The organism is Bradyrhizobium sp. MOS003, from assembly GCF_003020125.1.
Lineage (GTDB): Bacteria > Pseudomonadota > Alphaproteobacteria > Rhizobiales > Xanthobacteraceae > Bradyrhizobium.
Map to the genome: position 1 here is coordinate 1,976,783 of NZ_PYFW01000001.1, position 21,100 is coordinate 1,997,882.

A 21,100-nucleotide genomic window follows, 5' to 3' on the forward strand; every position below is an offset into this window, starting at 1 on the left:
GATGCGCATCATCCACCTCCTCGTCATCGGCGCGCTCATCTTTGCGGCGGCCTATGTCTACCGGATCAAGATGGACTCCACGGCGCGCACCGAGAAGGTGTTGCGGCTGCATGCGGAGATCCGCGAACAGCGCGACGCGATCGCCTCGCTGCGATCCGAATGGGCCAAGCTCGATGCGCCGCTTCGCCTGCAAGGCCTGTCCGACCGGCATCTGCAGCTCAAGCCGGTCACCGGCACGCAGTATGATTCGCTGAAGAACCTGCCGGAGCGTCCGCCGCGGATGTTCCGACCGGGCGAGCCCGACCCGATCGGGGCGATGCTCAACACCATCGAAGCCGCGAGCGATCCTGACAATGTGACGGGCTCCGTGCCTCAGCCCGAGGACAAGCAATGAGCGCTGCGACTCCGGCCAAGCCTACGGAACCCTGGCGCCAGCGGCTGATCCGCAGCCTGCTCTACGGGCGCAACGTCGACCGCGCCGCGAAGGCGCGCGCGCGCGTGGGCCTTGCCATACTCGCCTTCGCCTCGGTCTACGCCCTGATCGGCGGCCGTCTCGTGATGTTTGCGATCGGCGCCGATGCGCACGGCGCACGCCGCGCCGCGGCGCAGGAGGTGGTGGCGACAGCACGGCCCGACATTGTCGACCGCAACGGCGCCATCCTTGCGACCGACGTCAAGGCGGCGAGCCTGTTCGGCGAACCGCGCCGCATCATCGACAAGGACGAGGCGATCGAGCTTCTCACCGCGACCGTGCCGGATCTCGACGAGGCCGAGGTGCGCGAGCGCCTGAGGACGCGCAAGGGCTTCGTCTGGCTCAAGCGCGAGGTTACGGCGAACCAGCAGCAGGCCATCCACAAGCTCGGCATTCCCGGCATCGGCTTCCTGCGCGAGAACAAGCGCGTCTATCCGACCGGCAACGAAGTTGCCCACCTCATCGGTCTCGTCAACATCGACAACCAGGGCATCGCCGGCATCGAGAAGTGGCTCGACAATCAAGGTCTCGCCGATCTCCACCGTGCGGGCTTTGCTACAGACCGGCCGCAAAAGCCGATTGAGCTCTCGGTCGATCTGCGCGTCGAGCATGCGCTCCGCGACGAATTGCTGAAGGCCAAGGACAAGTTCCACGCCAAAGCCGCGTCCGGCATCGTCTCCAACGTGAAGACCGGCGAAATCGTCGCAATGGTCTCTCTGCCGGACTTCGATCCGAACAACCCGAAGGAAGCGCACGACCCCGACCGTATCAACCGCCTGACCACCGGCGTCTACGAGATGGGCTCGACCTTCAAGGCATTCACGCTGGCGATGGCGCTCGATTCCGGAAAGATCAACCTGAACACGATGTGGGACGCGCGAGGAAACCTGCACTACGGCAAGTTCACCATCCACGACAGCCATCCGCTCGGGCGTTTCATCAACACCAAGGAAGTCTTCACCTACTCGTCCAACATCGGCGCGGCGCGGATCGCGCTGGGGCAGGGCGTGGAGGCGCACAAGGCGTTCCTCGCCAAGATGGGACAACTGACGCGTCTTCGCACCGAGCTGCCGGAGAGCGCGGCGCCGCTGATCCCGCGGCGCTGGAGCGAGCTCAACACCGTCACCGCCGCGTTCGGCCAGGGCCTGTCCGTGGCGCCCCTGCAGGCCGTGATGGGCATCAACGCCCTGGTGAACGGCGGCTATCTGATTCCGCCGACCTTCATGAAGCGCACGCCGGAAGAAGCGACGGCATTGGCCAAGCGGGTCGTCAGAACGGACACCAGCGACAAGATGCGGTATCTCATGCGGCTCAACGCCGAGATCGGTACTGCCAAGACCGCAGACGTCAAAGGTTATTACGTCGGCGGCAAGACAGGCACGTCCGAGAAGGTCATCAACGGCCGCTACGCCAAGAAGCGCGTGCTCAATTCGTTCACCGCGATTCTGCCCTGCGATGATCCGAAATATCACGTCCTGATCATGCTGGACGAGCCGCAGGCGCTGCCCGAAACGCACGGTTTCATCACGTCCGGCTGGAACGCGGTGCCCACCGGCGGCAAGGTGATCGAGCGAATCGCGCCGCTTCTGGGGCTCGAGCCGCGGTTCGACCTGCCGCCTGCGGACCGCCTTATTCTTGCGGCATCCCGGACAACCCAGTAATCAATCGGGTGGGCCGTAGCCGCTGCTGAGTCGGGGATTTCCCTCGAAATTCGGCTCTCCGGTACGGCGACTGGAAGTCCATGAAGCTGCGCGACCTCTTAGGCCAAGACGCCGCGATCGAGCCCGCAATCGCGGCGCTCGAGGCGACGGGCCTTGCGCTCGACAGCCGCGTGGTCAAGGCCGGCGATCTCTTCTTCGCACTCGCGGGCAGCAAGACCGACGGGGCGCGCTTCATCGATGCCGCGGTGGCCGCGGGCGCCGTGGCTGTCGTCGGTGACCATGCACCGACCGGCAGCAAGGTGCCGTTCATCACCGTCGCCAATCCGCGCCGCGCGCTGGCGCTGGCCGCGGCGAGATTCTTCCCTTCGCAGCCCGCGACCATCGCCGCGGTGACCGGCACCAGCGGCAAGACCTCGGTCGCGGCCTTCACGCGTCAGATCTGGGAGCGGCTGGGCCATGCCTCCGCCAGCATCGGCACCATCGGCCTCGTCTCGCCCAAACGTACAGTCTATGGCTCACTGACGACGCCGGATCCGATCGCTCTGCATCGACAGTTGGATGAGATCGTGCGCGACGGGGTGACGCATCTCGCCTTCGAAGCATCGTCGCACGGGCTCGATCAGTATCGCCTCGACGGCGTGCGCGTCTCCGCCGGAGGCTTCACCAATCTCTCGCGCGACCACATGGATTATCATCCGACCGTCGCGCATTATCTTGCGGCAAAGCTTCGTCTGTTCCGCGAGCTCATCCAACCCGGAGGCGCGGCGTTGATCTCGGCCGATCATGATTGCTCGGCGCAGGTGATCGAAGCGGCGACATCGCGCGGCCTGCGCGTGATGGCGGTCGGCCGCAACGGCGACGGGGCCGGCGAGGGCATCCGTCTTGGCGGAGCCACCGTGGAAGGTTTTTCACAAGTCCTTGAGCTCGAGCATTGCGGCAGGCGGTATGCGATCCGGCTGCCGCTGGTCGGCGAGTTCCAGATCGAGAACGCGCTGGTGTCGGCCGGCCTTGCGATCGGTACCGGCAGCGACGCAGCCGATGTGTTCGCGAGCCTGGAGCATCTCGAAGGCGCCAAGGGCCGGCTCGAGCGCGTCGGCGAGCGCAACGGCGCGCCGATCTTCGTCGATTATGCGCACAAGCCCGATGCGCTCGCGAAGGCGCTGCAGGCGCTGCGGCCCTATGCGAAACGAAAGCTGGTCGTCGTGTTCGGCGCCGGTGGTGACCGCGATGCCGGCAAGCGTCCGATCATGGGCGAGATCGCGGCCGAGAATGCCGATCGCGTCATCATCACCGACGACAATCCGCGCAGCGAGAAGCCCGAAACCATTCGCGCCGAAATACTCGCAACCGCGAAGGGCGCCCGCGAGATCGGCGACCGTGCCACGGCAATCCGAACCGCGATCGGGGAACTTCAGGAAGGCGATGCACTGCTCGTCGCCGGCAAGGGCCACGAGACCGGGCAAATCGTCGGCGGCGAGGTTCTGCCCTTCAGTGATCACGAGGCGGTCGCCGCCGCATTAGCGTCAGGGGTTGCATGAGCGCGCCGATATGGACGGTTGCCGAAGTGGCGCGCGCGCTGGGCGCGGACGGATCATTCCCGGACACCCCGATCAATTTCGTCACCCAGGACAGTCGCTTGGTGAAACCAGGCAGCCTGTTCGTGGCGCTGAGCGGCACGCCGAGCGGCGGCTTCGTCTCGGCCTTCGCCAGCGCGCGCGACGGCTGGGAGTTCGCGGACAAAGCGGAAGCCTCGGGCGCGGTCGCGATGATCGTGCCGCACGAGATCGCGGGCATCCGGATTCCGCAGATCGTCGTCAAGGACACGCTGATCGACGGCCTCTGGGGCCTCGCCCGCGCCGCCCGCGCCCGGTTCCATGGACCTGTGATCGGGCTTACCGGCAGCGCGGGCAAGACCAGCACCAAGGAATTCCTGGCGGCCTATCCGAACGCCTATGCCAGTCCGTCGAGCTTCAACAATTTCTGGGGCGTGCCGCTGACGCTGTGCAATGCGCGCACCGATGCCAGCCTCTGGGTTGTCGAGATGGGCATGAACCAGAAGGGCGAGATCGCGCGGCTCAGCGAATTGACCCGGCCGACGGTAGCGCTGGTCGTCAACGTCCAGCCCGTGCATCTGGAGAAGCTCGGCTCGCTCGAAGCCATCCGCCGCGAGAAGGTCTCGATCGCCCTCGGCCTGCCCGAGGACGGCGTGCTGGTGCTTCCAGCCGGGCTCAAGGCGTCGGAATGGAAAGGCAAGGTGGTGCGCTTCGGCGAACATGCCGAGGTGCACGAGGTCGCGCACGCGCCGCATGGCGAGAGCTGGCAGGTCGTGGCCATGATCGGCAAGAAAGAGATCGCCTTCAGCCTGACGCCGGGGGCGCCGCATCGCGTGCAGAATGCGCTGGCGGCGCTTGCCGCCGTCCGTGCCGCGAACCTCGATGCATCGACGCTCGCCATCAAGCTCGACCGGGTCGGCATCATGACCGGCCGTGGGGTCGAGCAGGCTGTCGGCGGCATCACCGTGATCGACGACAGTTTCAACGGCAATCCGGCCAGCGTGGCCGCTGCGCTGCAAAGCCTGCAGGCGCGTCACATGAACGGCGGCCGCCGCATTGCGGTGCTCGGCGACATGCTGGAGCTGGGCGATGACGCGCCGGACTATCACACCGGCCTTGCCAAGCATCTCGACGGGATCGACGGCGTCTACTGCGTCGGCCCTCTGATGCGCCATCTCTATGACGTGCTCCCGGCCGGCATGGGCCTCGGCTGGCACGACGATCCCGCCACGCTGAAGCCGAGTGAGGTCGCGAACCTGCTGAAGGCAGGCGACGTCGTGGTTGTCAAGGGCAGCAAGAAGATGTTCTGGGTCAACAAGTTTGTACCGGGCCTGATGGCCGCCTTGCAGGCAAAGGCGTAAACTGCTTGGAAGCGCTGTTCCCGAATCCCACCCTTTGCGGCGCGCCGCCGTCCGGTTTCCCAGAGGTCGCGCGATAGGACCCGTCTGAATGTTTTACTGGCTGATCGACCTTTCCAACACATTTACGGGCCTCGGTGCCGTTCGCACCTTCTTGAACGTGTTCCGCTACATCACGTTCCGCACCGGTGGCGCCGTCGTCACCGGCGCGCTGTTCGTGTTCCTGTTCGGGCCCTGGATCATCGATCACTTGCGCATCCGCCAGGGCAAGGGCCAGCCGATCCGGGCCGACGGTCCGCAATCGCATCTCGCCAAGAAGGGCACGCCCACGATGGGCGGGCTGATGATCCTGTCCGGCCTCACGGTCGGCACGGTGCTGTGGGCCAATCCGCTCAATCCCTATGTCTGGATCGTGCTGGCGGTGACGCTCGGCTTCGGCTTCGTCGGCTTCTATGACGACTACCTCAAGGTGACCAAGCAGACCACGACCGGCTTCGGCAGCAAGCTGCGCCTGTTGATCGAGGCGGCGATCGCGCTGGTGGCGTGCTACGCGCTGGTGCGGTTGAACCGGGATCCCGCATCGACCGCGCTGACGATTCCCTTCCTGAAGGACACCGTGCTGCATTTCGGCTGGTTCTTCGTCATCTTCGGCGCCTTCGTCATCGTCGGCTCCGGCAACGCGGTGAACCTCACCGATGGTCTCGACGGCCTCGCCATTGTTCCCGTGATGATCGCGACCGCGAGCTTTGCGATGATCGCCTATCTCGCCGGCAACGCGGTGTTCGCCGAATATCTGCAGATCAAATATGTCGCCGGCACCGGCGAGCTCGCGGTGCTCTGCGGCGCGCTGTTGGGCGCCGGCCTCGGCTTCCTCTGGTTCAACGCGCCGCCGGCCTCGATCTTCATGGGCGACACCGGCTCGCTCGCGCTCGGCGGCATGCTCGGCGCCATCGCGGTCGCGGTGAAGCACGAGATCGTGCTCGCGGTGATCGGCGGCCTGTTCGTGCTGGAGGCGGTCTCCGTCATCGTGCAGGTGGTATCGTTCAAGCTCACCGGCAAGCGGATATTCCGGATGGCGCCGATCCATCATCATTTCGAGCAGCTTGGCTGGACCGAGCCGCAGATCGTGATCCGCTTCTGGATCATCTCGGTGATGCTGGCGCTCGCCGGCCTGTCCACGCTGAAGCTGCGGTGATCCTCGATGATCCCCGTCACGTCCTTTGCCGGCAAGACCGTCGCGGTGTTCGGCCTCGGCGGCTCGGGGCTTGCCTCCTGCCACGCGCTGAAGGCCGGTGGTGCCGAGGTGATCGCCGCGGACGACAATGCCGAGAATGTCGCCAAGGCCGTACAGGCCGGCTTCATCACCGCCGATCTGCGCAATGTGTCCTGGGCGAATTTTGCAGCACTCGTGCTCGCGCCCGGCGTGCCGCTCACCCATCCGGCGCCGCACTGGAGCGTGCTGAAGGCGCGCGAGGCAGGCGTCGAGGTGATCGGCGACATCGAGCTGTTCTGCCGTGAGCGCCGCCGCCACGCACCCAACGCGCCGTTCGTCGCCATCACCGGCACCAACGGCAAATCGACCACGACGGCGCTGATCGCGCATCTCACCAAGTTCGCGGGCTACGATACCCAGATGGGCGGCAATATCGGCACCGCGATCCTGTCGCTGGAGCCGCCGCGCATGGGCCGCGTCCACGTCATCGAGATGTCGTCCTACCAGATCGACCTCACGCCTTCGCTGGATCCCTCCGTCGGCATTCTGCTGAACGTCAGCGAGGACCACATCGATCGCCACGGCACCATCGAGCACTATGCCGCGGTGAAGGAGCGCCTGGTGGCCGGCGTGCAGGACGGCGGCACTGCGATCATCGGCGTCGACGACGGTTTTTGCCGCGACATCGCCGACCGGCTCGATCGCGCCGGCAAGACCGTGGTGCGCATCTCCGTCAAGAATCCGCTGGCCTCAGGTCTCCATGTCGAGCACGGCAATATCGTGCGCACCTCGGGCGGTGCCCGCAGTGAAGTCGCCGCACTCGGCGGCATCGGCTCGCTGCGCGGCCTGCACAACGCACAGAACGCGGCTTGCGCGGCGGCCGCCGCGCTCGCGATGGGCATCAGCCTGGAAGTGCTGCAGAACGGCCTGCGCAGCTTTCCGGGCCTCGCCCATCGCATGGAGCAGGTCGGCCGCCGCGGCAACGTGCTGTTCGTCAACGACTCCAAGGGCACCAACGCCGACGCTACCGCGCACGCGTTGTCGTCCTTTGCCGACATCTTCTGGATCGCCGGCGGCAAGCCCAAGGCCGGCGGCATCACTGGCCTGACCGGCTTCTTCCCGCGCATCCGCAAGGCCTATCTGATCGGCGAGGCCGCGCAGGAGTTTTCGGGAACGCTCGGCACGGTGGCGCATGAGATCAGCCAAACCCTCGACGTCGCCGTCGAGCACGCCGCGCGCGATGCGGAAGCATCGGGCCTCACCGATGCGGTCGTTCTGTTGTCGCCGGCATGCGCCTCTTTCGACCAGTACCGCAATTTCGAGATCCGCGGCGCCAAGTTCCGCGATCTGGTGCAGGCGCTGCCGGGTGTGAAGCCGGTGGTGTGAGCGTGAACCGGTATCGGGCGCAAGTCTCTCTCAAACTGAAACATCCGACCCGCGATCTTTCGCGTGTGTGCAAGGCTCTTGGATTGGAGCCAAAACACATTTGGAAGATGGGGGATGAACGACGAACCCCGAAGGGAAATCCGCTTGGGGGCAACCGTGACAGCTCTTACTGTTTAATTGAACTTGGGCCTACCTCACGAAAATCATTGGCGAAGAAAATCGAGTCCGCGCTGGGGCGGCTTCAGAGTCACCGAGCGCTGCTACGGAGGCTGTCATCCACGGGTGGGAAGGTAACTTTTTCTGTCGGATGGTTCCTTGACGAACATTCAGGCGAAACATTCAGCGGCGACTCACTGAAGTCGATGGCCCGCCTGCAAATCGGATTAGAGCTGCACGCCTACCTGCCTGATGCGAACGAGCCCCTTAGATCAAAGCCTATCTCGAAAAGATAACGGCCTTCTTAACCACCCGGTAACCAACCTCGGCGACCAATGGACCGACCTCTGTCCGAAAGCGGCCGCCCATGCTCTCCCGTGAAGAACGCACCCCCTTTTCCGAGTGGTGGTGGACCGTCGATAAGCCGCTGATGGGCGCGATCCTGGCGCTGATGCTGACCGGTGTGATCCTGTCGTTGGCGGCGAGTCCGCCGGTTGCGACCCGGATCGGGCTCGATCCCTTCCACTTCTTCAGCCGCCACGTGATGTTCCTGCTCCCGTCGTGCCTCGTGCTGCTCGGGGTGTCCTTCCTGTCGCCGCGCGCGATCCGCCGCTCGGCCCTGATCATCTTCGCGGCGAGCATCATCCTGATCGTGCTGACGCTCGCGATCGGTCCTGAAGTGAAGGGCTCGCGGCGCTGGATCACGCTGCTCGGCGTCAACATCCAGGCCTCCGAAATCGCAAAACCCTCCTTCGTCGTCATCGCCGCCTGGCTGTTCGCGGAATCGACCAAGCGGCCGGAGATGCCGGCGACCTCGATGGCCGTGGTGCTGCTGCTGATGCTGGTCGCGCTGCTGGTGATGGAGCCGGATTTCGGCCAGACCATGCTGATCCTGATGGTGTGGGGCTCGCTGTTCTTCATCGCGGGCATGCGCATGATCTGGGTGTTCGGGCTGGCGGGCCTCGGCGCGGCCGGCCTGTTCAGCGCCTATCTGTTCGTCCCGCACGTGGCGGGGCGCATCAAGCGCTTCATGAATCCGGCCTCCGGCGACACGTTCCAGGTCGATACCGCCATGGAAGCCTTCTACAACGGCGGCTGGTTCGGCCTTGGGCCGGGCGAGGGCATCGCCAAGCGCAGCCTGCCCGACAGTCACACCGACTTCGTGTTCGCGGTCGCCGCCGAAGAGTTCGGCATCATCCTGTGCCTCGCCATGCTGGCGCTGTTCGCCTTCGTCGTGATCCGCACGCTGTCGCGCGCCTATGCCAACGAGGACATGTTCTCGCGCTTTGCGGCGTCCGGACTTGCGATCCTGTTTGGCGTGCAGGCCGCGATCAACATGTCGGTGAACCTCCAGCTGATCCCCGCCAAGGGTATGACGCTGCCGTTCATCTCCTATGGCGGCTCCTCGATCGTGTCACTCGCCTACGGCGTCGGTATGATGCTCGCGCTGACACGGCTGCGCCCGCGCACCGAGGTCGAGGCCAGCGGCCATGCCGACGCAATGCGGAGTTACGCGTAATTTTCGTCATTGCCAGCGTAGCGAAGCAATCCAGAATCCCTCTGCGGGGACAGTCTGGATTGCTTCGCTGCGCTCGCAATGACGGCGGAGGCCTTGTAAAAGGGCACTTATGGACACTTCCCCCCTGATTCTTCTCGCCGCGGGCGGTACCGGCGGTCATCTGTTTCCGGCCGAGGCGCTCGGCGTCGAGCTGATCCGGCGCGGCTTCCGCGTCCGCCTCGTCACCGACGAGCGCGCGCTGCGCTATAGCGGGCTGTTCACCAAGGACATGATCGACGTCGTCGCGAGCGAGACCGCGCGGGGCCGCAATCCGCTCCAGCTCGCCTATGCCGGCCTCACGCTCGCCGCCGGTACGCTCTCTGCCTACAAGTTGATCAAGCGGTTGAAGCCTGTCGCCGTCGTCGGCTTTGGCGGCTATCCGACGCTGCCGCCGCTGGTCGCGGCCAAATTCGCCGGCGTGCCCGGCATTATCCACGACGCCAATGCCGTGCTCGGCCGCGCCAACAGGTTTCTGTCGAGCCGCGTGCGCGCCATCGCGACGTCCTTGCCCGGCGTGCTCGATCGCGATCCCGCACTCTCAGGAAAGACCACGACGGTCGGCACACCGATGCGGCCCGCGGTGCTCGCCGCGGCTGCCATGCCTTATGCCGCGCCCGAGGTGAACGGTCCGCTGCGCCTGCTCGTCGTTGGCGGCAGCCAGGGCGCGCGCATCATGGCTGACATCGTGCCGGGCGCGATCGAGCGGCTCGAGCCTGCCCTGTGGAGCCGGCTGATCCTCACCCAGCAGGTGCGCGACGAGGACATGGCGCGCGTGCGCGCGGTCTACGACAGGCTCAAGATCCAGGTGGAGCTGGCGCCGTTCTTCACCGATTTGCCGGCGCGGCTCGCCTCCAACCATCTCGTGGTATCGCGCTCCGGCGCCGGCACAGTCGCCGAACTCGCGGCAATCGGCCGGCCCTCGATCCTGGTGCCGTTGCCGGGGTCGATCGACCAGGATCAGTTCGCCAATGCCGGCGTGCTGGTCAAGGTCGACGGCGCGATCCGCATCCCGCAGACCGAGTTCAGCTCCGACCGGCTGGCCTCCGAAATTTCCGCCTTCGCCGCCGAGCCCGCGCGCCTCGCCGCCATGGCCGCAGCCGCGAAGGGGGCAGGTCGGCTCGACGCCGCCGAGCGGCTGGCCGATCTCGTGGTCAAAGTCGCGGGAATCTGAGCCGAAGCGGACCGATTTTCGTATTTTTGCCGTCATGGCCGGCCTTGTCACATGAAGTCGGATTTATCCGACTTCGCACTTTCAAAGGGAACGGCGCTCGGTATACCGAGTGCCTATGCATCCACGTCTTGCATGAAGTAGCTTGGGATTCGTGGATGGCCGGGACAAGCCCGGTCATGACGACGGAACCACGGGATAAGCCATGAGACTGCCGCGCGAGATCGGACCCATCCACTTCGTCGGGATCGGCGGGATCGGCATGAGCGGCATCGCCGAGGTGCTGGTCAATCTCGGCTACGCCGTGCAGGGCTCGGACGCTTCCGACAATTACAATCTCGACCGCCTCCGCAAGAAGGGCGCCAAGGTTTCCGTCGGCCACAAGGCCGAGAACGTCGACGGTGCCGAGGTCGTCGTGGTCTCGACCGCGATCAAGCGCGACAATCCGGAATTGATGGCGGCGCGCGAACGTCGCATTCCCGTGGTGCGCCGCGCCGAGATGCTGGCCGAGCTGATGCGGCTGAAGAGCTGCGTCGCGATCGCCGGCACGCACGGCAAGACCACGACGACCACGATGGTCGCAACGCTGCTCGATGCCGGCGGGCTGGATCCCACCGTGATCAACGGCGGCATCATCAACGCCTACGGATCCAACGCGCGGTTAGGGGCCGGCGACTGGATGGTGGTGGAAGCCGACGAGAGCGACGGCACGTTCCTGAAGCTGCCGACCGAGGTCGCGATCGTCACCAATGTCGACCCCGAACATCTCGATCATTTCAAGACCTTCGAGGCCGTGCAGGACGCCTTCCGACATTTCGTCGAGAACCTGCCGTTCTACGGCTTCGCCGTGATGTGCATCGATCATCCCGTGGTGCAGAGCCTGGTCGGCAGGATTGAGGATCGTCGCATCATCACTTACGGCGAGAATCCGCAGGCCGATGCGCGGCTCGTCGACCTGACCGCAGGCGGCGGTGGTTCGAAATTCAAGGTCGTCATCCGCGATAAGGCCGGCACCGAGCATGAGATCGCCGACCTTTCGCTGCCGATGCCCGGCCGTCATAACGCGTCGAACGCGACGGCCGCAATCGCCGTTGCACACGCGCTCGGCGTTTCCGACGATAAGATCCGCAGCGCCATGGCCGGCTTCGGTGGCGTCAAGCGCCGCTTCACCAAGACCGGCGAGTGGAACGGCGTCACCGTCATCGACGATTACGGCCATCACCCCGTCGAGATCGCAGCGGTGCTGAAGGCGGCGCGCGATTCCTACAACGGCAAGGTGATCGCCGTGGTGCAGCCGCATCGCTACACCCGCCTGCAATCGCTGTTCGAGGAATTCTGCACCTGCTTCAACGACGCCGATGCGGTCATCGTCGCCGACGTCTATGCCGCGGGCGAAGCGCCGATCGAAGGCATTGACCGCGACCATTTCGTGACGGGCCTGCGCGCCCATGGCCATCGCGAGGTTGTCCCGTTGCCGGGCGCGACGGAGCTCGCGGGCATCGTCAAGGGATTGGCGAAGTCCGGCGATCTCGTCGTGTGCTTGGGTGCGGGTAACATCACGCAATGGGCGTATGCGCTGCCGGACGAATTGAAGGCGCTGGGGTAGGGCAGTGGGATTTCCCGACATCACGCCCGATCTCAAAGCCGCAATGCCGGACCTTCGTGGCCGCCTGCTCGCCAACCAGTTACTGGCCGAACTGACCTGGTTTCGCGTCGGTGGTCCTGCGCAGGTGCTGTTCACGCCGGCGGATGAGGACGATCTCGCTTATTTCCTCGCGCATCTTGCGCCCGACATTCCCGTCTATGTCGTCGGCGTCGGCTCCAATCTCATTGTGCGCGACGGCGGCATTGCGGGCGTCGTGATCCGCCTGGCACCGCGCGCCTTCGGCGAGACGAGCGCGAGCGGCGACATCGTCACCGCCGGCGCTGCCGCGCTCGACAAGCGCGTGTCGGAAGTGGCGGCGTCCGCCAATATCGGCGGGCTGGAATTCTATTTCGGCATTCCCGGCACCATCGGCGGCGCATTGCGCATGAATGCCGGCGCCAATGGCGGCGAGACCAAGGATGTGCTGGTCGAGGCGCGCGGCGTCGGGCGCGACGGCACGAAGCACGTCTTCTCCAACGCCGACATGAAGTTCGTCTATCGCAACAGCGGCGTCGATTCCTCCATCATCTTCACGTCCGCGCGCTTTCGCGGCGAGATCAGGGACGCGGAGGCGATCCGCGCACGCATGGCGGAGGTGCAGACCCATCGCGAGACCGCGCAGCCGATCCGCGAGAAGACCGGCGGCTCGACCTTCAAGAACCCGCCCGGCCATTCCGCCTGGAAGTTGATCGACGCCGCCGGCTGCCGCGGCTTGCGCGTCGGCGGCGCACAGGTGTCGGAGATGCACTGCAATTTCCTGATCAACATGGGCGATGCCACCGCGCACGATATCGAGACGCTGGGCGAGACCGTGCGTGAACGCGTGAAGGCGAATTCCGGAATTGAGCTACACTGGGAAATCAAGCGGATCGGAATTCCCGGTTAACCTGGACAGGCGACGACAGAACATGCGCATCACCATCCTCTTCGGCGGCACCAACCGCGAGCGTCTGGTTTCGGTCGCCTCGGCCCAGGCCCTGCATCAGGCGTTGCCCGAGGCCGATCTGTGGTGGTGGGACGTCGAGGACAAGGTGCACGCCGTTCAGTCGAAGCAACTGCTCGAACATGCCCGCCCCTTCGAGGACGAGTTCAAGCCCGGCACATCAGGCATCCAGCTGGAGCAGGCGCTCGATCAGGCCAAAGCTGAGGATCGCGTGCTGGTGCTCGGCCTGCATGGCGGGCGCGCCGAGAACGGCGAATTGCAGGTGATGTGCGAAGCGCGCGGCGTACCCTTCACCGGCTCGGGTTCGGCCTCCTCGCATCTGGCCTTCGACAAGATCGCGGCCAAGCATTTCGCCGCGCTCGGCGGGGTGACGCCGCCGGCAAACATTGCGCTCGACAACCTCGACGAGGCCTTCGCCGAATACGGCAGGCTGATCGCAAAGCCGGCCAGGGACGGCTCGAGCTATGGCCTGATCTTCGTCAATGCCAAGCAGGATCTCGTCGCCGTCCGCAACGCGGCCAAGCACGAAGAGTATGTGATCGAGCCCTATATCGCCGGCGTCGAAGCGACCTGCGGCGTGCTGGAGCGTACCGATGGTTCGATCATCTCGCTGCCACCGATCGAGATCATTCCGGGTGAGGGCAATTTCGACTACGCCGCAAAATATCTCCTGAAGTCGACCCAGGAGATCTGCCCCGGGCGCTTCTCACCCGAGATCACCGCTGCGCTGAAGGCGCAGGCGATGCTGGCGCACCGCGCGATGTCCTGCACCGGCTATTCCCGGTCGGACTTCATCGTCTCGGACAGGGGCCTCGTTTATCTCGAAACCAACACGCTGCCCGGATTGACCAAGTCCTCGCTCTACCCCAAGGCGCTGAAAGCCGAGGGCATCGAGTTTGTTGACTTCCTGCGGGGCCTGGTCGAGCTCGCCGGGCGGGGCGTACGAAAATAGTTAGGACTGGTTAACGGCCAAGCGGTCGAAACGGCCCAGTTTGGGGTCCAAAACCGGTAAAATGCCGGACATCGCGGCACAAATGCCTCACATGGCGGGGCAAAAAGCATTCCGCGTTAACGAACTTTACCTTTTGTTTACCAGGACGTCCGAAGGTTAACGCTGGCGGCGCATATGGCGTTTTGGCTGCCGGCGCGCGAGCTGTTGTGGGTGATGTCACCTCCAGCGCACGCTTTAATGGGGAAAGGCTTCATCTGCTGAAGACCAGCACCCGGCCCGGCAAGACCGAGACGTCATGTTCGCCAGGACCCGCGCGATGTCGCGGGCAAACTGTTGACGAGCTCGTGCAATGGATGGAGCAGGAAGCCTCACCCGGTCGCTTTTCAGATCGCTGAGGCCCCAAGCTGACCTGAAGGCGGCCGCTGTCGGAGCGGTCGTGCTTCTGCGCGAGTGGCTGCAGGACAGGCGTGCCGAGCAGCGCGCGGCCGCCAAGGACAAGATCAAGGCCAAGGCCGTCGTCGAGCGCGAGCCGCCGCCGCGCGTGGTCGCGCTGATCGAGCGCTATCTGCCGCGCCGGGTCGGGATCACCATGACCGTGCTGCTGCTGATCGGAAGCTGCAGTTTCGGCATCGTCAAGGGCGGCCATCTCCAGGATTTCATCACCGCAGTCAGCGATGCCCGCAACGCGCTGGCCAATTCCGCCGGCTTCCGCATCACCTCCGTCGTGATCAACGGCCGCAAGCAGCTCAGCCAGGACGAGATCCTGGCGATCGGCGGCGTCAGCGGCCGTTCCTCGCTGCTGTTCCTCGATGCCGACGGCGTGCGCGACAAGCTCAAGGCCAATCCGTGGATTGCGGACGCGACCGTGCTGAAGCTCTATCCGGGCCAGCTGATGATCGAGCTCACCGAGCGCAAGGCGTTCGCGCTGTGGCAGGAGGCCGGCCGGCTCTCCGTCATCGCCGATGACGGCGCCGTGCTCGAGCCCTATGTGTCTCGGCGCTTCCTGTCGCTGCCGCTCGTGGTCGGCAAGGGCGCCGACACCCAGGCCCGCGATTTCCTCGCTCTGCTGGCGCGTTATCCGCAGGTCAATTCGATCACCAAGGCCGCGATCTTCGTCGGCGAGCGCCGCTGGAATTTGAGGCTCAAGGACGGTCTCGACATCCGTCTGCCCGAACAGGACGTCGGCAACGCGCTGGCGATGCTGTCCAAGCTCGACAAGGAGGACAGGCTGTTCTCGCGCGACATCGTCGCCGTCGACATGCGCCTGCCCGATCGCCTGGTGGTGCAGCTGTCCGAGGACGCCGCCAAGGCGCGCGAGGAGCTGTTCAAGGACAAGAAGAAAAAGAAGGCCGGGGATTCCGCATGACCGGTCTCGATCGCACCCAGACGCCTAAGACGCGCCCGATGCCGCACAAGCGCGGCGGCCTCGTCGCCTGCCTCGACATCGGCACCAGCAAGATCGCCTGCATGATCGCGCGGCTGAAGCCGTCGCCGCCGAGCGAGGCGCTGCGCGGCCGCACCCATGCGGTGGAACTGATCGGCTACAGCCAGATCCAGTCGCGCGGCATGAAGGCCGGCGCGGTGATCGATCTCGGCGAATGCGAGCAGGCGGTCCGGCAGGCTGTCGCGCTCGCGGAAAAGATGGCCAAGGTGCGGGTCGAGTCCGTGCTGCTCTCGGTCTCCGGCGGCCGGCTTTCCGGCCAGCTGGTCGAGGCCGCCGCCGACATACGTGGTGGCGCCGTGACCCAGGCCGATGTCAGCCGCGTCACCTCCACCGGCATGCGTCACGCCACCGGCGAGGGCCGCACCGTGCTGCACGCGCTGCCGGTCGGCTACACGCTCGATGGCGTCAAGGGCATCCGCGACCCACGCGGCATGGTTGCCCATCAGTTCGGTGTCGACATGAACGTCGTCACCTGCGACGCCACCGTAGCGCGGAACCTGATGCTGGCGGTGGAACGTTGCCATATCAATGTCGAAGCCATGGCGGCGAGCGCCTATGTCGCCGGATTGTCGGTGCTGACCGACGATGAGGCCGATCTGGGCGCTGCCGTCGTCGAGATGGGCGCCGGCACCACGACGATTGCCGTTTATTCCGGTGGCCGTTTCGTTCATGCGGCGGGTTTTGCGGTCGGCGGGCAACACATCACGATGGATCTGGCGCGCGGACTCTCCGCGACCATTGCCGATGCGGAGCGAATCAAGACGTTATACGGGACCGTCATCACCGGCGGATCGGACTCGCGTGAGCTGATGTCTGTGCCGACAGCCGGTGACGAGCAGGATCTGCCGCAGATCGTCTCCCGCGCCACCATCGCCAACATCGTCAAGCACCGTGCCGAGGAAGTCTTCGAGATGATTCGGGACAAGCTGAAGGATTCGCCCTTCGCCTCAGAGCCCAACGGTCGGGTCGTGCTCTCGGGCGGCGCCTCGCAGCTGACCGGCCTCGCCGAACTCGGCAGCCAGATTCTCGGCCGGCCCGTTCGGGTCGGACGTCCGCTCGGCTTCGGCCGGCTGCCCAACGAGGCGAAGAACGCCGCGTTCGCGGTGCCGGCCGGACTTCTCGTCTACCCGCAATATGTTCACCACGAACATGTCGAACCGCGGCATACGCGGCAGCAGGTCAAGACAGGGACCGGCGGTTATTTCGGAAAGGTCGGACGATGGCTACGCGAGGGCTTCTGATGACCGATTTCCGCAATTCCCGACTTTCACCAACTCCCGCGGCCGCCGGCCGGGGCGAACCCACGCGCACGTGATCGAGAGGCAAACATGACCATCAGCATCAATGTTCCTGATATTCACGAGTTGAAGCCCCGGATCACCGTGTTCGGCGTCGGCGGCGCCGGTGGCAACGCCGTCAACAACATGATCACGGCGGGCCTCCAGGGCGTCGACTTCGTGGTCGCCAACACCGACGCGCAGGCGCTGACGATGTCGAAGGCGCAGCGCATCGTGCAGATGGGCACGGTGGTCACGCAAGGCCTCGGCGCAGGTTCGCAGCCGAACGTCGGCGCGACCGCGGCTGAAGAGGTGATGGACGAGCTGCGCGACCATCTCTCCGGCGCCAACATGGTGTTCGTCACCGCCGGCATGGGCGGCGGCACCGGCACGGGCGCTGCTCCCGTCATCGCGCGGATCGCGCGCGACATGGGCATCCTTACCGTCGGCGTCGTCACCAAGCCGTTCCATTTCGAGGGCGCCCGCCGCATGCGTACGGCCGAGGCCGGCATCGCCGAGTTGCACAAGGTCGTGGATACGCTTCTGATCATCCCGAACCAGAACCTGTTCCGGGTCGCCAACGAGAAGACCACCTTCGCCGACGCCTTCGCGATGGCCGACCAGGTGCTCTATTCCGGCGTTGCCTGCATCACCGACCTGATGGTCAAGGAAGGCCTGATCAACCTCGACTTCGCCGACGTGAGAGCGGTGATGAAGGAGATGGGCAAGGCGATGATGGGCACAGGCGAGGCTTCCGGCGACAAGCGCGCACTGACCGCCGCTGAAGCCGCGATCGCCAACCCGCTGATCGACGACAGCTCGATGAAGGGCGCCAAGGGTCTTCTCATCTCCATCACCGGCGGCAAGGACCTCACGCTGTTCGAGGTTGACGAAGCCGCAACCCGCATCCGCGAGGAGGTCGACCAGGACGCCAACATCATCGTCGGCGCCACCTTCGACGAAGCGCTCGACGGCCTGATCCGCGTTTCCGTCGTTGCCACCGGCATCGAGCAGGCCGCGATCGCCCGCAACAGCCAGGCCACCAGTGCTCCGGTTGCGAACGCGGCGCCGCAGGCGCAGCAGGCTCCCGCAGCTCCGGCCGTCGCCGCCGAAAGCCGTCTTGCCGACCTGACCGCGCGGCTCCGCGCCGACAATCAGCGTATGGCTGAGCGCGCCCAGAAGCTGGAAGGCCAGATTCCGGCTGCGGTCGCTGCCGCGCCGATGGCGCCCCGTCCGAATGTCGAGCGCGCTGCGCTCGCCGCCATCGCCGCCGCCGTCGCGGATGTCCCGCAGGCTCCGGCGCCGATGCAGACCTATGGCGACGTCACCGTGCGCCCGATCGCGCAGAAGCCGACGCTGTTTCCGGAGCCCGACATGGCCCCGGTCGCGATGCAGGAGCCGATGACGCCGGAAAACTTCATCCCGCCGCAGGCCGAGCGTGCGCCGGTCCGTGCACCGCGGATGCCGCGCCTCGAGGAGCTGCCGATGCCTGCCCAGGCCGAAATTCGCCAGGCCCGCGGCGAGGTCGAAGACGAGACCCCGCAGAAGACCCGCCTGTCGCTGCTGCAGCGCCTTGCCAATGTCGGTCTCGGCCGTCGTGACGAGGAGAGCGAGCCGCCGGTCGCAGCCCGCACCGCCGGTCCTGCGATGCCACCGCTGCCCGAGCGCCGGCAGCAGAAGACCGTGGCGCAGCAGATCGCGTCGAGCGATCCGGTATCGGAGTATGCCCGTCGCCCCGCGCCGCAGGGGCTGGATATGCATGGCCGTCCCGCGCCTGTTGCGCCGGCGCCACAGGGCGACGACCATCTTGATATCCCGGCCTTCCTGCGGCGGCAGGCGACCTGAGGATTGTTACAATAAGGCTGACGAAAAAAGGTCCCGGCAGCAAGCTTGCCGGGACCTTTCCTTTTGTCCCGCGCATGTCCGGATTGCGCATTCAAGCAACTGATTTTAAATCATTAATTACGTGTTTGGGTGTTCAGTCAAACTGCCGGAAACGACCCAAAACCTCGGCGTAATTTGGTTAAGCCTTGGCGCGAATACGGCAGGTTTGGGGTAACAATCGGTAAAAAAGCGTGAGTTGGCGCTGTTTGAGGCAGTGACTATGGTTTGCCGTGACTTGGGGATACGGATTCGCGAGCGTCGGCAGTGGCCGGCCAAGCGGGTTGAGTATAAGTCGCAGTGGGTCGTAGTGGGGCGGGTTCCTGATGAAATTTAGCCGGCAAACAACGCTTCGTGCGCAAGCCTCCGTGGCAGGCGTGGGCGTTCATTCCGGTCTTCCCGTCACTCTCACCCTTGGGCCTGCGCCTGTCGACGCGGGCTTTGTTTTTGTCCGCACCGGCCTCGAGGGAAGTGATCGCGAAGTTCAGGCTACCGCAGAGCAGGTGATCGCGACCGATTTCGCCACCGTCCTCGGCGATCGCAACGGTCCGCTGGTGTCCACGGCCGAGCACGTGCTTGCTGCACTGCGGGGCATGGGTGTCGACAACGCCACGATCGAGATCGACGGTCCCGAAGTGCCGATCATGGACGGCAGCGCCGCGGCCTTCATTGCGGCGATCGACCAGGCCGGCATCGTGACCCAGCCGGCACAGCGCCGCTTCATCCAGGTTTTGAAGCCGATCTCGGTCAAGATCGGCGATTCCTTCGGCGAGATCAGGCCCTACGCCAACGGGTTCTCCGTCGAGGTCGAGATCGATTTCACCAATCCCGTCATCGGCCAGCAGGCTTACGCCTTCGACCTCAATCCGGAGCGTTTCCGCCGCGAAGTCGGCCGGGCCCGGACCTTCGGTCTGATGTGCGACGTCGCCCGGCTCTGGAGCGCGGGCTATGCCCTCGGCGCCTCCTTCGACAACACCGTCGTGTTCGACGACGAGCGGCTGCTCAACACCGAGGGCCTGCGCTACGCCGATGAATGCGCCCGCCACAAGGTGCTGGACGTGATCGGCGATCTCTCCCTGGCCGGCCTGCCGCTGCTTGGTGCCTATCGCTCGGTGCGTGGCGGCCACAAGCTCAACCATGCTGTCCTGACCGCGCTGCTCGCCGATCGTACCGCCTGGCGGGTCGTCGAGGGCGAGGCGGCCCGTCGGACCACGCGTCCCGTCGGCGAAGTCGGTGGTGGTATTGTCGGCGGCCGGATCGCTGCGGCTTACGGGCCGGACGTGTCCTGAACAGAGCTATCGCCGCGGGCCTCTGGCAGCTGCTTGCCCCCGGGAAACTCCGGGTAACCATGATTGGCTAGCATTGCGGCAAGTTCGCCTTAATCCGGGCGAAATGCCTGCCTATCCGTTTGGTTAAAGATCGCTTTTCGGATACATCGGCGTGGTCGCATGGCAGGCACCACGGTTACATTCGCGCCCATGACGGGGTTCATGGGCCGGCGGCACCGCATCACAGGGCGTCAGGGCTTCAACTCATGTCGGCACAGCGTATGACGCGCGGATATTTCTCGGTCTCGTCGCGAGCCCGTGGGCTGCTTCACGCCGCCACCTTCGTCATGCTCGCGCTGCCGCTGGCCGGCTGCGGCACCGGTTCGCTCTGGGACAAGTTCACCGCCAAGGACGACACCTTCGTCGAGGAGCCCGCCGACAAGATCTACAATGAGGGCCTGTACCTCATGAACGAGAAGAAGGACATGAAGGCGGCGAACAAGAAGTTCGAAGAGGTCGACCGCCAGCATCCTTATTCCGACTGGGCCCGCAAATCGCTGCTGATGTCCGCCTATGCGTCCTACCAGGGCGGCGACTATGACGGCTGCATCGGCGCCGCCACCCGTTACGTCACGCTGCATCCCGGCAGCCCGGACGCGGCCTATGCGCAGTATCTGATCGCGGCCTCCCACTACGACCAGATCCCGGATGTCAGCCGCGACCAGGCCCGCACCGAGAAGTCGATTGCCGCGCTGGAAGAGGTGGTGCGCAAGTATCCGAACTCGGAATACGCGACGTCCGCCAAGGCGAAGATCGAGGGCGCGCGCGACCAGCTTGCCGGCAAGGAAATGAATACCGGCCGCTATTATGCGCAAAAACGCGACTACACGGCGGCGATCAACCGCTACAAGACCGTCGTCACGCAGTACCAGACCACCCGCCACGTCGAGGAGGCGCTGTTTCGGCTGACCGAGGCCTATATGGCGATCGGCATCGTCGGCGAGGCGCAGACCGCGGCGGCTGTGCTTGGGCACAATTTTCCTGACAGCCGCTGGTACAAGGACGCCTATAATCTTGTAAAATCCGGCGGTCTCGAGCCGAGCGAGAATCAGGGGTCCTGGATTAGCAAGACCTTCAAGAAGATGGGCCTCGGCTAGGAAATTTG

The 21,100-nt window shown here is 65.2% G+C and carries 17 protein-coding genes; all 17 read left to right on the top strand.

Translation table 11 applies throughout. From position 1 onward, the window contains the following. The first annotated feature begins 1 nt into the window (after nucleotide 1). Nucleotides 2–394 (top strand): cell division protein FtsL, encoded by a 393-nt coding sequence (gene ftsL / locus C7G42_RS09575; protein ID WP_106948658.1) that lies wholly within the window; start codon nucleotides 2–4, stop codon nucleotides 392–394. Continuing rightward, a complete protein-coding gene (locus C7G42_RS09580) occupies nucleotides 391–2,133 on the top strand; it encodes a peptidoglycan D,D-transpeptidase FtsI family protein (RefSeq protein ID WP_106948659.1) in 1,743 nt (580 codons plus the stop codon). Before ftsL ends, C7G42_RS09580 begins: the two co-directional genes overlap by 4 nt. Nucleotides 2,134–2,213: 80 nt before the next feature. Continuing rightward, entirely contained in the window at nucleotides 2,214–3,671 is a 1,458-nt protein-coding gene (locus C7G42_RS09585; protein ID WP_106948660.1) for a UDP-N-acetylmuramoyl-L-alanyl-D-glutamate--2,6-diaminopimelate ligase, read from the top strand. Next, on the top strand, nucleotides 3,668–5,047 hold the full coding sequence (locus C7G42_RS09590; RefSeq protein ID WP_106948661.1) for a UDP-N-acetylmuramoyl-tripeptide--D-alanyl-D-alanine ligase: 1,380 nt from the start codon (nucleotides 3,668–3,670) through the stop codon (nucleotides 5,045–5,047). Before C7G42_RS09585 ends, C7G42_RS09590 begins: the two co-directional genes overlap by 4 nt. 88 nt (nucleotides 5,048–5,135) lie before the next feature. Further along, a complete protein-coding gene (gene mraY, locus C7G42_RS09595; protein ID WP_106948662.1) occupies nucleotides 5,136–6,239 on the top strand; it encodes a phospho-N-acetylmuramoyl-pentapeptide-transferase in 1,104 nt (367 codons plus the stop codon). 6 nt (nucleotides 6,240–6,245) lie between these two features. Continuing rightward, nucleotides 6,246–7,643: a UDP-N-acetylmuramoyl-L-alanine--D-glutamate ligase gene (gene murD / locus C7G42_RS09600; RefSeq protein WP_106948663.1), complete on the top strand. Its 1,398-nt coding sequence runs from the start codon at nucleotides 6,246–6,248 to the stop codon at nucleotides 7,641–7,643. Continuing rightward, nucleotides 7,547–8,095, top strand: a complete 549-nt coding sequence (locus C7G42_RS36305; protein WP_106948917.1) for a DUF4279 domain-containing protein — start codon at nucleotides 7,547–7,549, stop codon at nucleotides 8,093–8,095. The genes murD and C7G42_RS36305 overlap by 97 nt, the downstream gene beginning before the upstream one ends. A gap of 71 nt (nucleotides 8,096–8,166) precedes the next feature. Next, nucleotides 8,167–9,318, top strand: coding sequence for a putative lipid II flippase FtsW (ftsW, locus tag C7G42_RS09610; protein WP_106948664.1), 1,152 nt, complete (start codon nucleotides 8,167–8,169; stop codon nucleotides 9,316–9,318). A gap of 109 nt (nucleotides 9,319–9,427) precedes the next feature. After that, complete coding sequence (gene murG / locus C7G42_RS09615; RefSeq protein WP_106948665.1) at nucleotides 9,428–10,528, top strand: undecaprenyldiphospho-muramoylpentapeptide beta-N-acetylglucosaminyltransferase; 1,101 nt, start codon at nucleotides 9,428–9,430, stop codon at nucleotides 10,526–10,528. A gap of 202 nt (nucleotides 10,529–10,730) precedes the next feature. Beyond that, nucleotides 10,731–12,131 carry a UDP-N-acetylmuramate--L-alanine ligase gene (gene murC, locus C7G42_RS09620; protein WP_106948666.1) on the top strand — a complete coding sequence of 467 codons (1,401 nt, stop codon included), beginning with the start codon at nucleotides 10,731–10,733 and terminating at the stop codon, nucleotides 12,129–12,131. Between the two features lie 4 nt (nucleotides 12,132–12,135). Continuing rightward, nucleotides 12,136–13,056: a UDP-N-acetylmuramate dehydrogenase gene (gene murB, locus C7G42_RS09625; protein WP_106948667.1), complete on the top strand. Its 921-nt coding sequence runs from the start codon at nucleotides 12,136–12,138 to the stop codon at nucleotides 13,054–13,056. A 22-nt stretch (nucleotides 13,057–13,078) separates the two neighbouring features. After that, on the top strand, nucleotides 13,079–14,065 hold the full coding sequence (locus C7G42_RS09630) for a D-alanine--D-alanine ligase family protein (protein ID WP_106948668.1): 987 nt from the start codon (nucleotides 13,079–13,081) through the stop codon (nucleotides 14,063–14,065). Nucleotides 14,066–14,414: 349 nt separating this feature from the next. After that, nucleotides 14,415–15,431 (top strand): cell division protein FtsQ/DivIB, encoded by a 1,017-nt coding sequence (locus C7G42_RS09635; RefSeq protein WP_106948669.1) that lies wholly within the window; start codon nucleotides 14,415–14,417, stop codon nucleotides 15,429–15,431. Beyond that, entirely contained in the window at nucleotides 15,428–16,750 is a 1,323-nt protein-coding gene (gene ftsA, locus C7G42_RS09640; protein WP_106948670.1) for a cell division protein FtsA, read from the top strand. Before C7G42_RS09635 ends, ftsA begins: the two co-directional genes overlap by 4 nt. An 87-nt stretch (nucleotides 16,751–16,837) precedes the next feature. Further along, nucleotides 16,838–18,631, top strand: a complete 1,794-nt coding sequence (gene ftsZ / locus C7G42_RS09645) for a cell division protein FtsZ (protein WP_106948671.1) — start codon at nucleotides 16,838–16,840, stop codon at nucleotides 18,629–18,631. 362 nt (nucleotides 18,632–18,993) lie between these two features. Continuing rightward, entirely contained in the window at nucleotides 18,994–19,956 is a 963-nt protein-coding gene (gene lpxC, locus C7G42_RS09650; protein ID WP_106948672.1) for a UDP-3-O-acyl-N-acetylglucosamine deacetylase, read from the top strand. Between the two features lie 245 nt (nucleotides 19,957–20,201). Beyond that, nucleotides 20,202–21,092: an outer membrane protein assembly factor BamD gene (locus tag C7G42_RS09655; RefSeq protein WP_106948673.1), complete on the top strand. Its 891-nt coding sequence runs from the start codon at nucleotides 20,202–20,204 to the stop codon at nucleotides 21,090–21,092. Nucleotides 21,093–21,100: the final 8 nt, after the last annotated feature.

Excerpts from the sequence above, each read along its gene's own strand:
- ftsL (WP_106948658.1), top strand. The coding sequence starts at position 2 with ATGCGCATCATCCACCTCCTCGTCATCGGCGCGCTCATCTTTGCGGCG.
- C7G42_RS09580 (WP_106948659.1), top strand. The coding sequence starts at position 391 with ATGAGCGCTGCGACTCCGGCCAAGCCTACGGAACCCTGGCGCCAGCGG.
- C7G42_RS09585 (WP_106948660.1), top strand. The coding sequence starts at position 2,214 with ATGAAGCTGCGCGACCTCTTAGGCCAAGACGCCGCGATCGAGCCCGCA.
- C7G42_RS09590 (WP_106948661.1), top strand. The coding sequence starts at position 3,668 with ATGAGCGCGCCGATATGGACGGTTGCCGAAGTGGCGCGCGCGCTGGGC.
- mraY (WP_106948662.1), top strand. The coding sequence starts at position 5,136 with ATGTTTTACTGGCTGATCGACCTTTCCAACACATTTACGGGCCTCGGT.
- murD (WP_106948663.1), top strand. The coding sequence starts at position 6,246 with ATGATCCCCGTCACGTCCTTTGCCGGCAAGACCGTCGCGGTGTTCGGC.
- C7G42_RS36305 (WP_106948917.1), top strand. The coding sequence starts at position 7,547 with ATGCGCCTCTTTCGACCAGTACCGCAATTTCGAGATCCGCGGCGCCAA.
- ftsW (WP_106948664.1), top strand. The coding sequence starts at position 8,167 with ATGCTCTCCCGTGAAGAACGCACCCCCTTTTCCGAGTGGTGGTGGACC.
- murG (WP_106948665.1), top strand. The coding sequence starts at position 9,428 with ATGGACACTTCCCCCCTGATTCTTCTCGCCGCGGGCGGTACCGGCGGT.
- murC (WP_106948666.1), top strand. The coding sequence starts at position 10,731 with ATGAGACTGCCGCGCGAGATCGGACCCATCCACTTCGTCGGGATCGGC.
- C7G42_RS09630 (WP_106948668.1), top strand. The coding sequence starts at position 13,079 with ATGCGCATCACCATCCTCTTCGGCGGCACCAACCGCGAGCGTCTGGTT.
- C7G42_RS09635 (WP_106948669.1), top strand. The coding sequence starts at position 14,415 with ATGGATGGAGCAGGAAGCCTCACCCGGTCGCTTTTCAGATCGCTGAGG.
- ftsA (WP_106948670.1), top strand. The coding sequence starts at position 15,428 with ATGACCGGTCTCGATCGCACCCAGACGCCTAAGACGCGCCCGATGCCG.
- ftsZ (WP_106948671.1), top strand. The coding sequence starts at position 16,838 with ATGACCATCAGCATCAATGTTCCTGATATTCACGAGTTGAAGCCCCGG.
- lpxC (WP_106948672.1), top strand. The coding sequence starts at position 18,994 with ATGAAATTTAGCCGGCAAACAACGCTTCGTGCGCAAGCCTCCGTGGCA.
- C7G42_RS09655 (WP_106948673.1), top strand. The coding sequence starts at position 20,202 with ATGTCGGCACAGCGTATGACGCGCGGATATTTCTCGGTCTCGTCGCGA.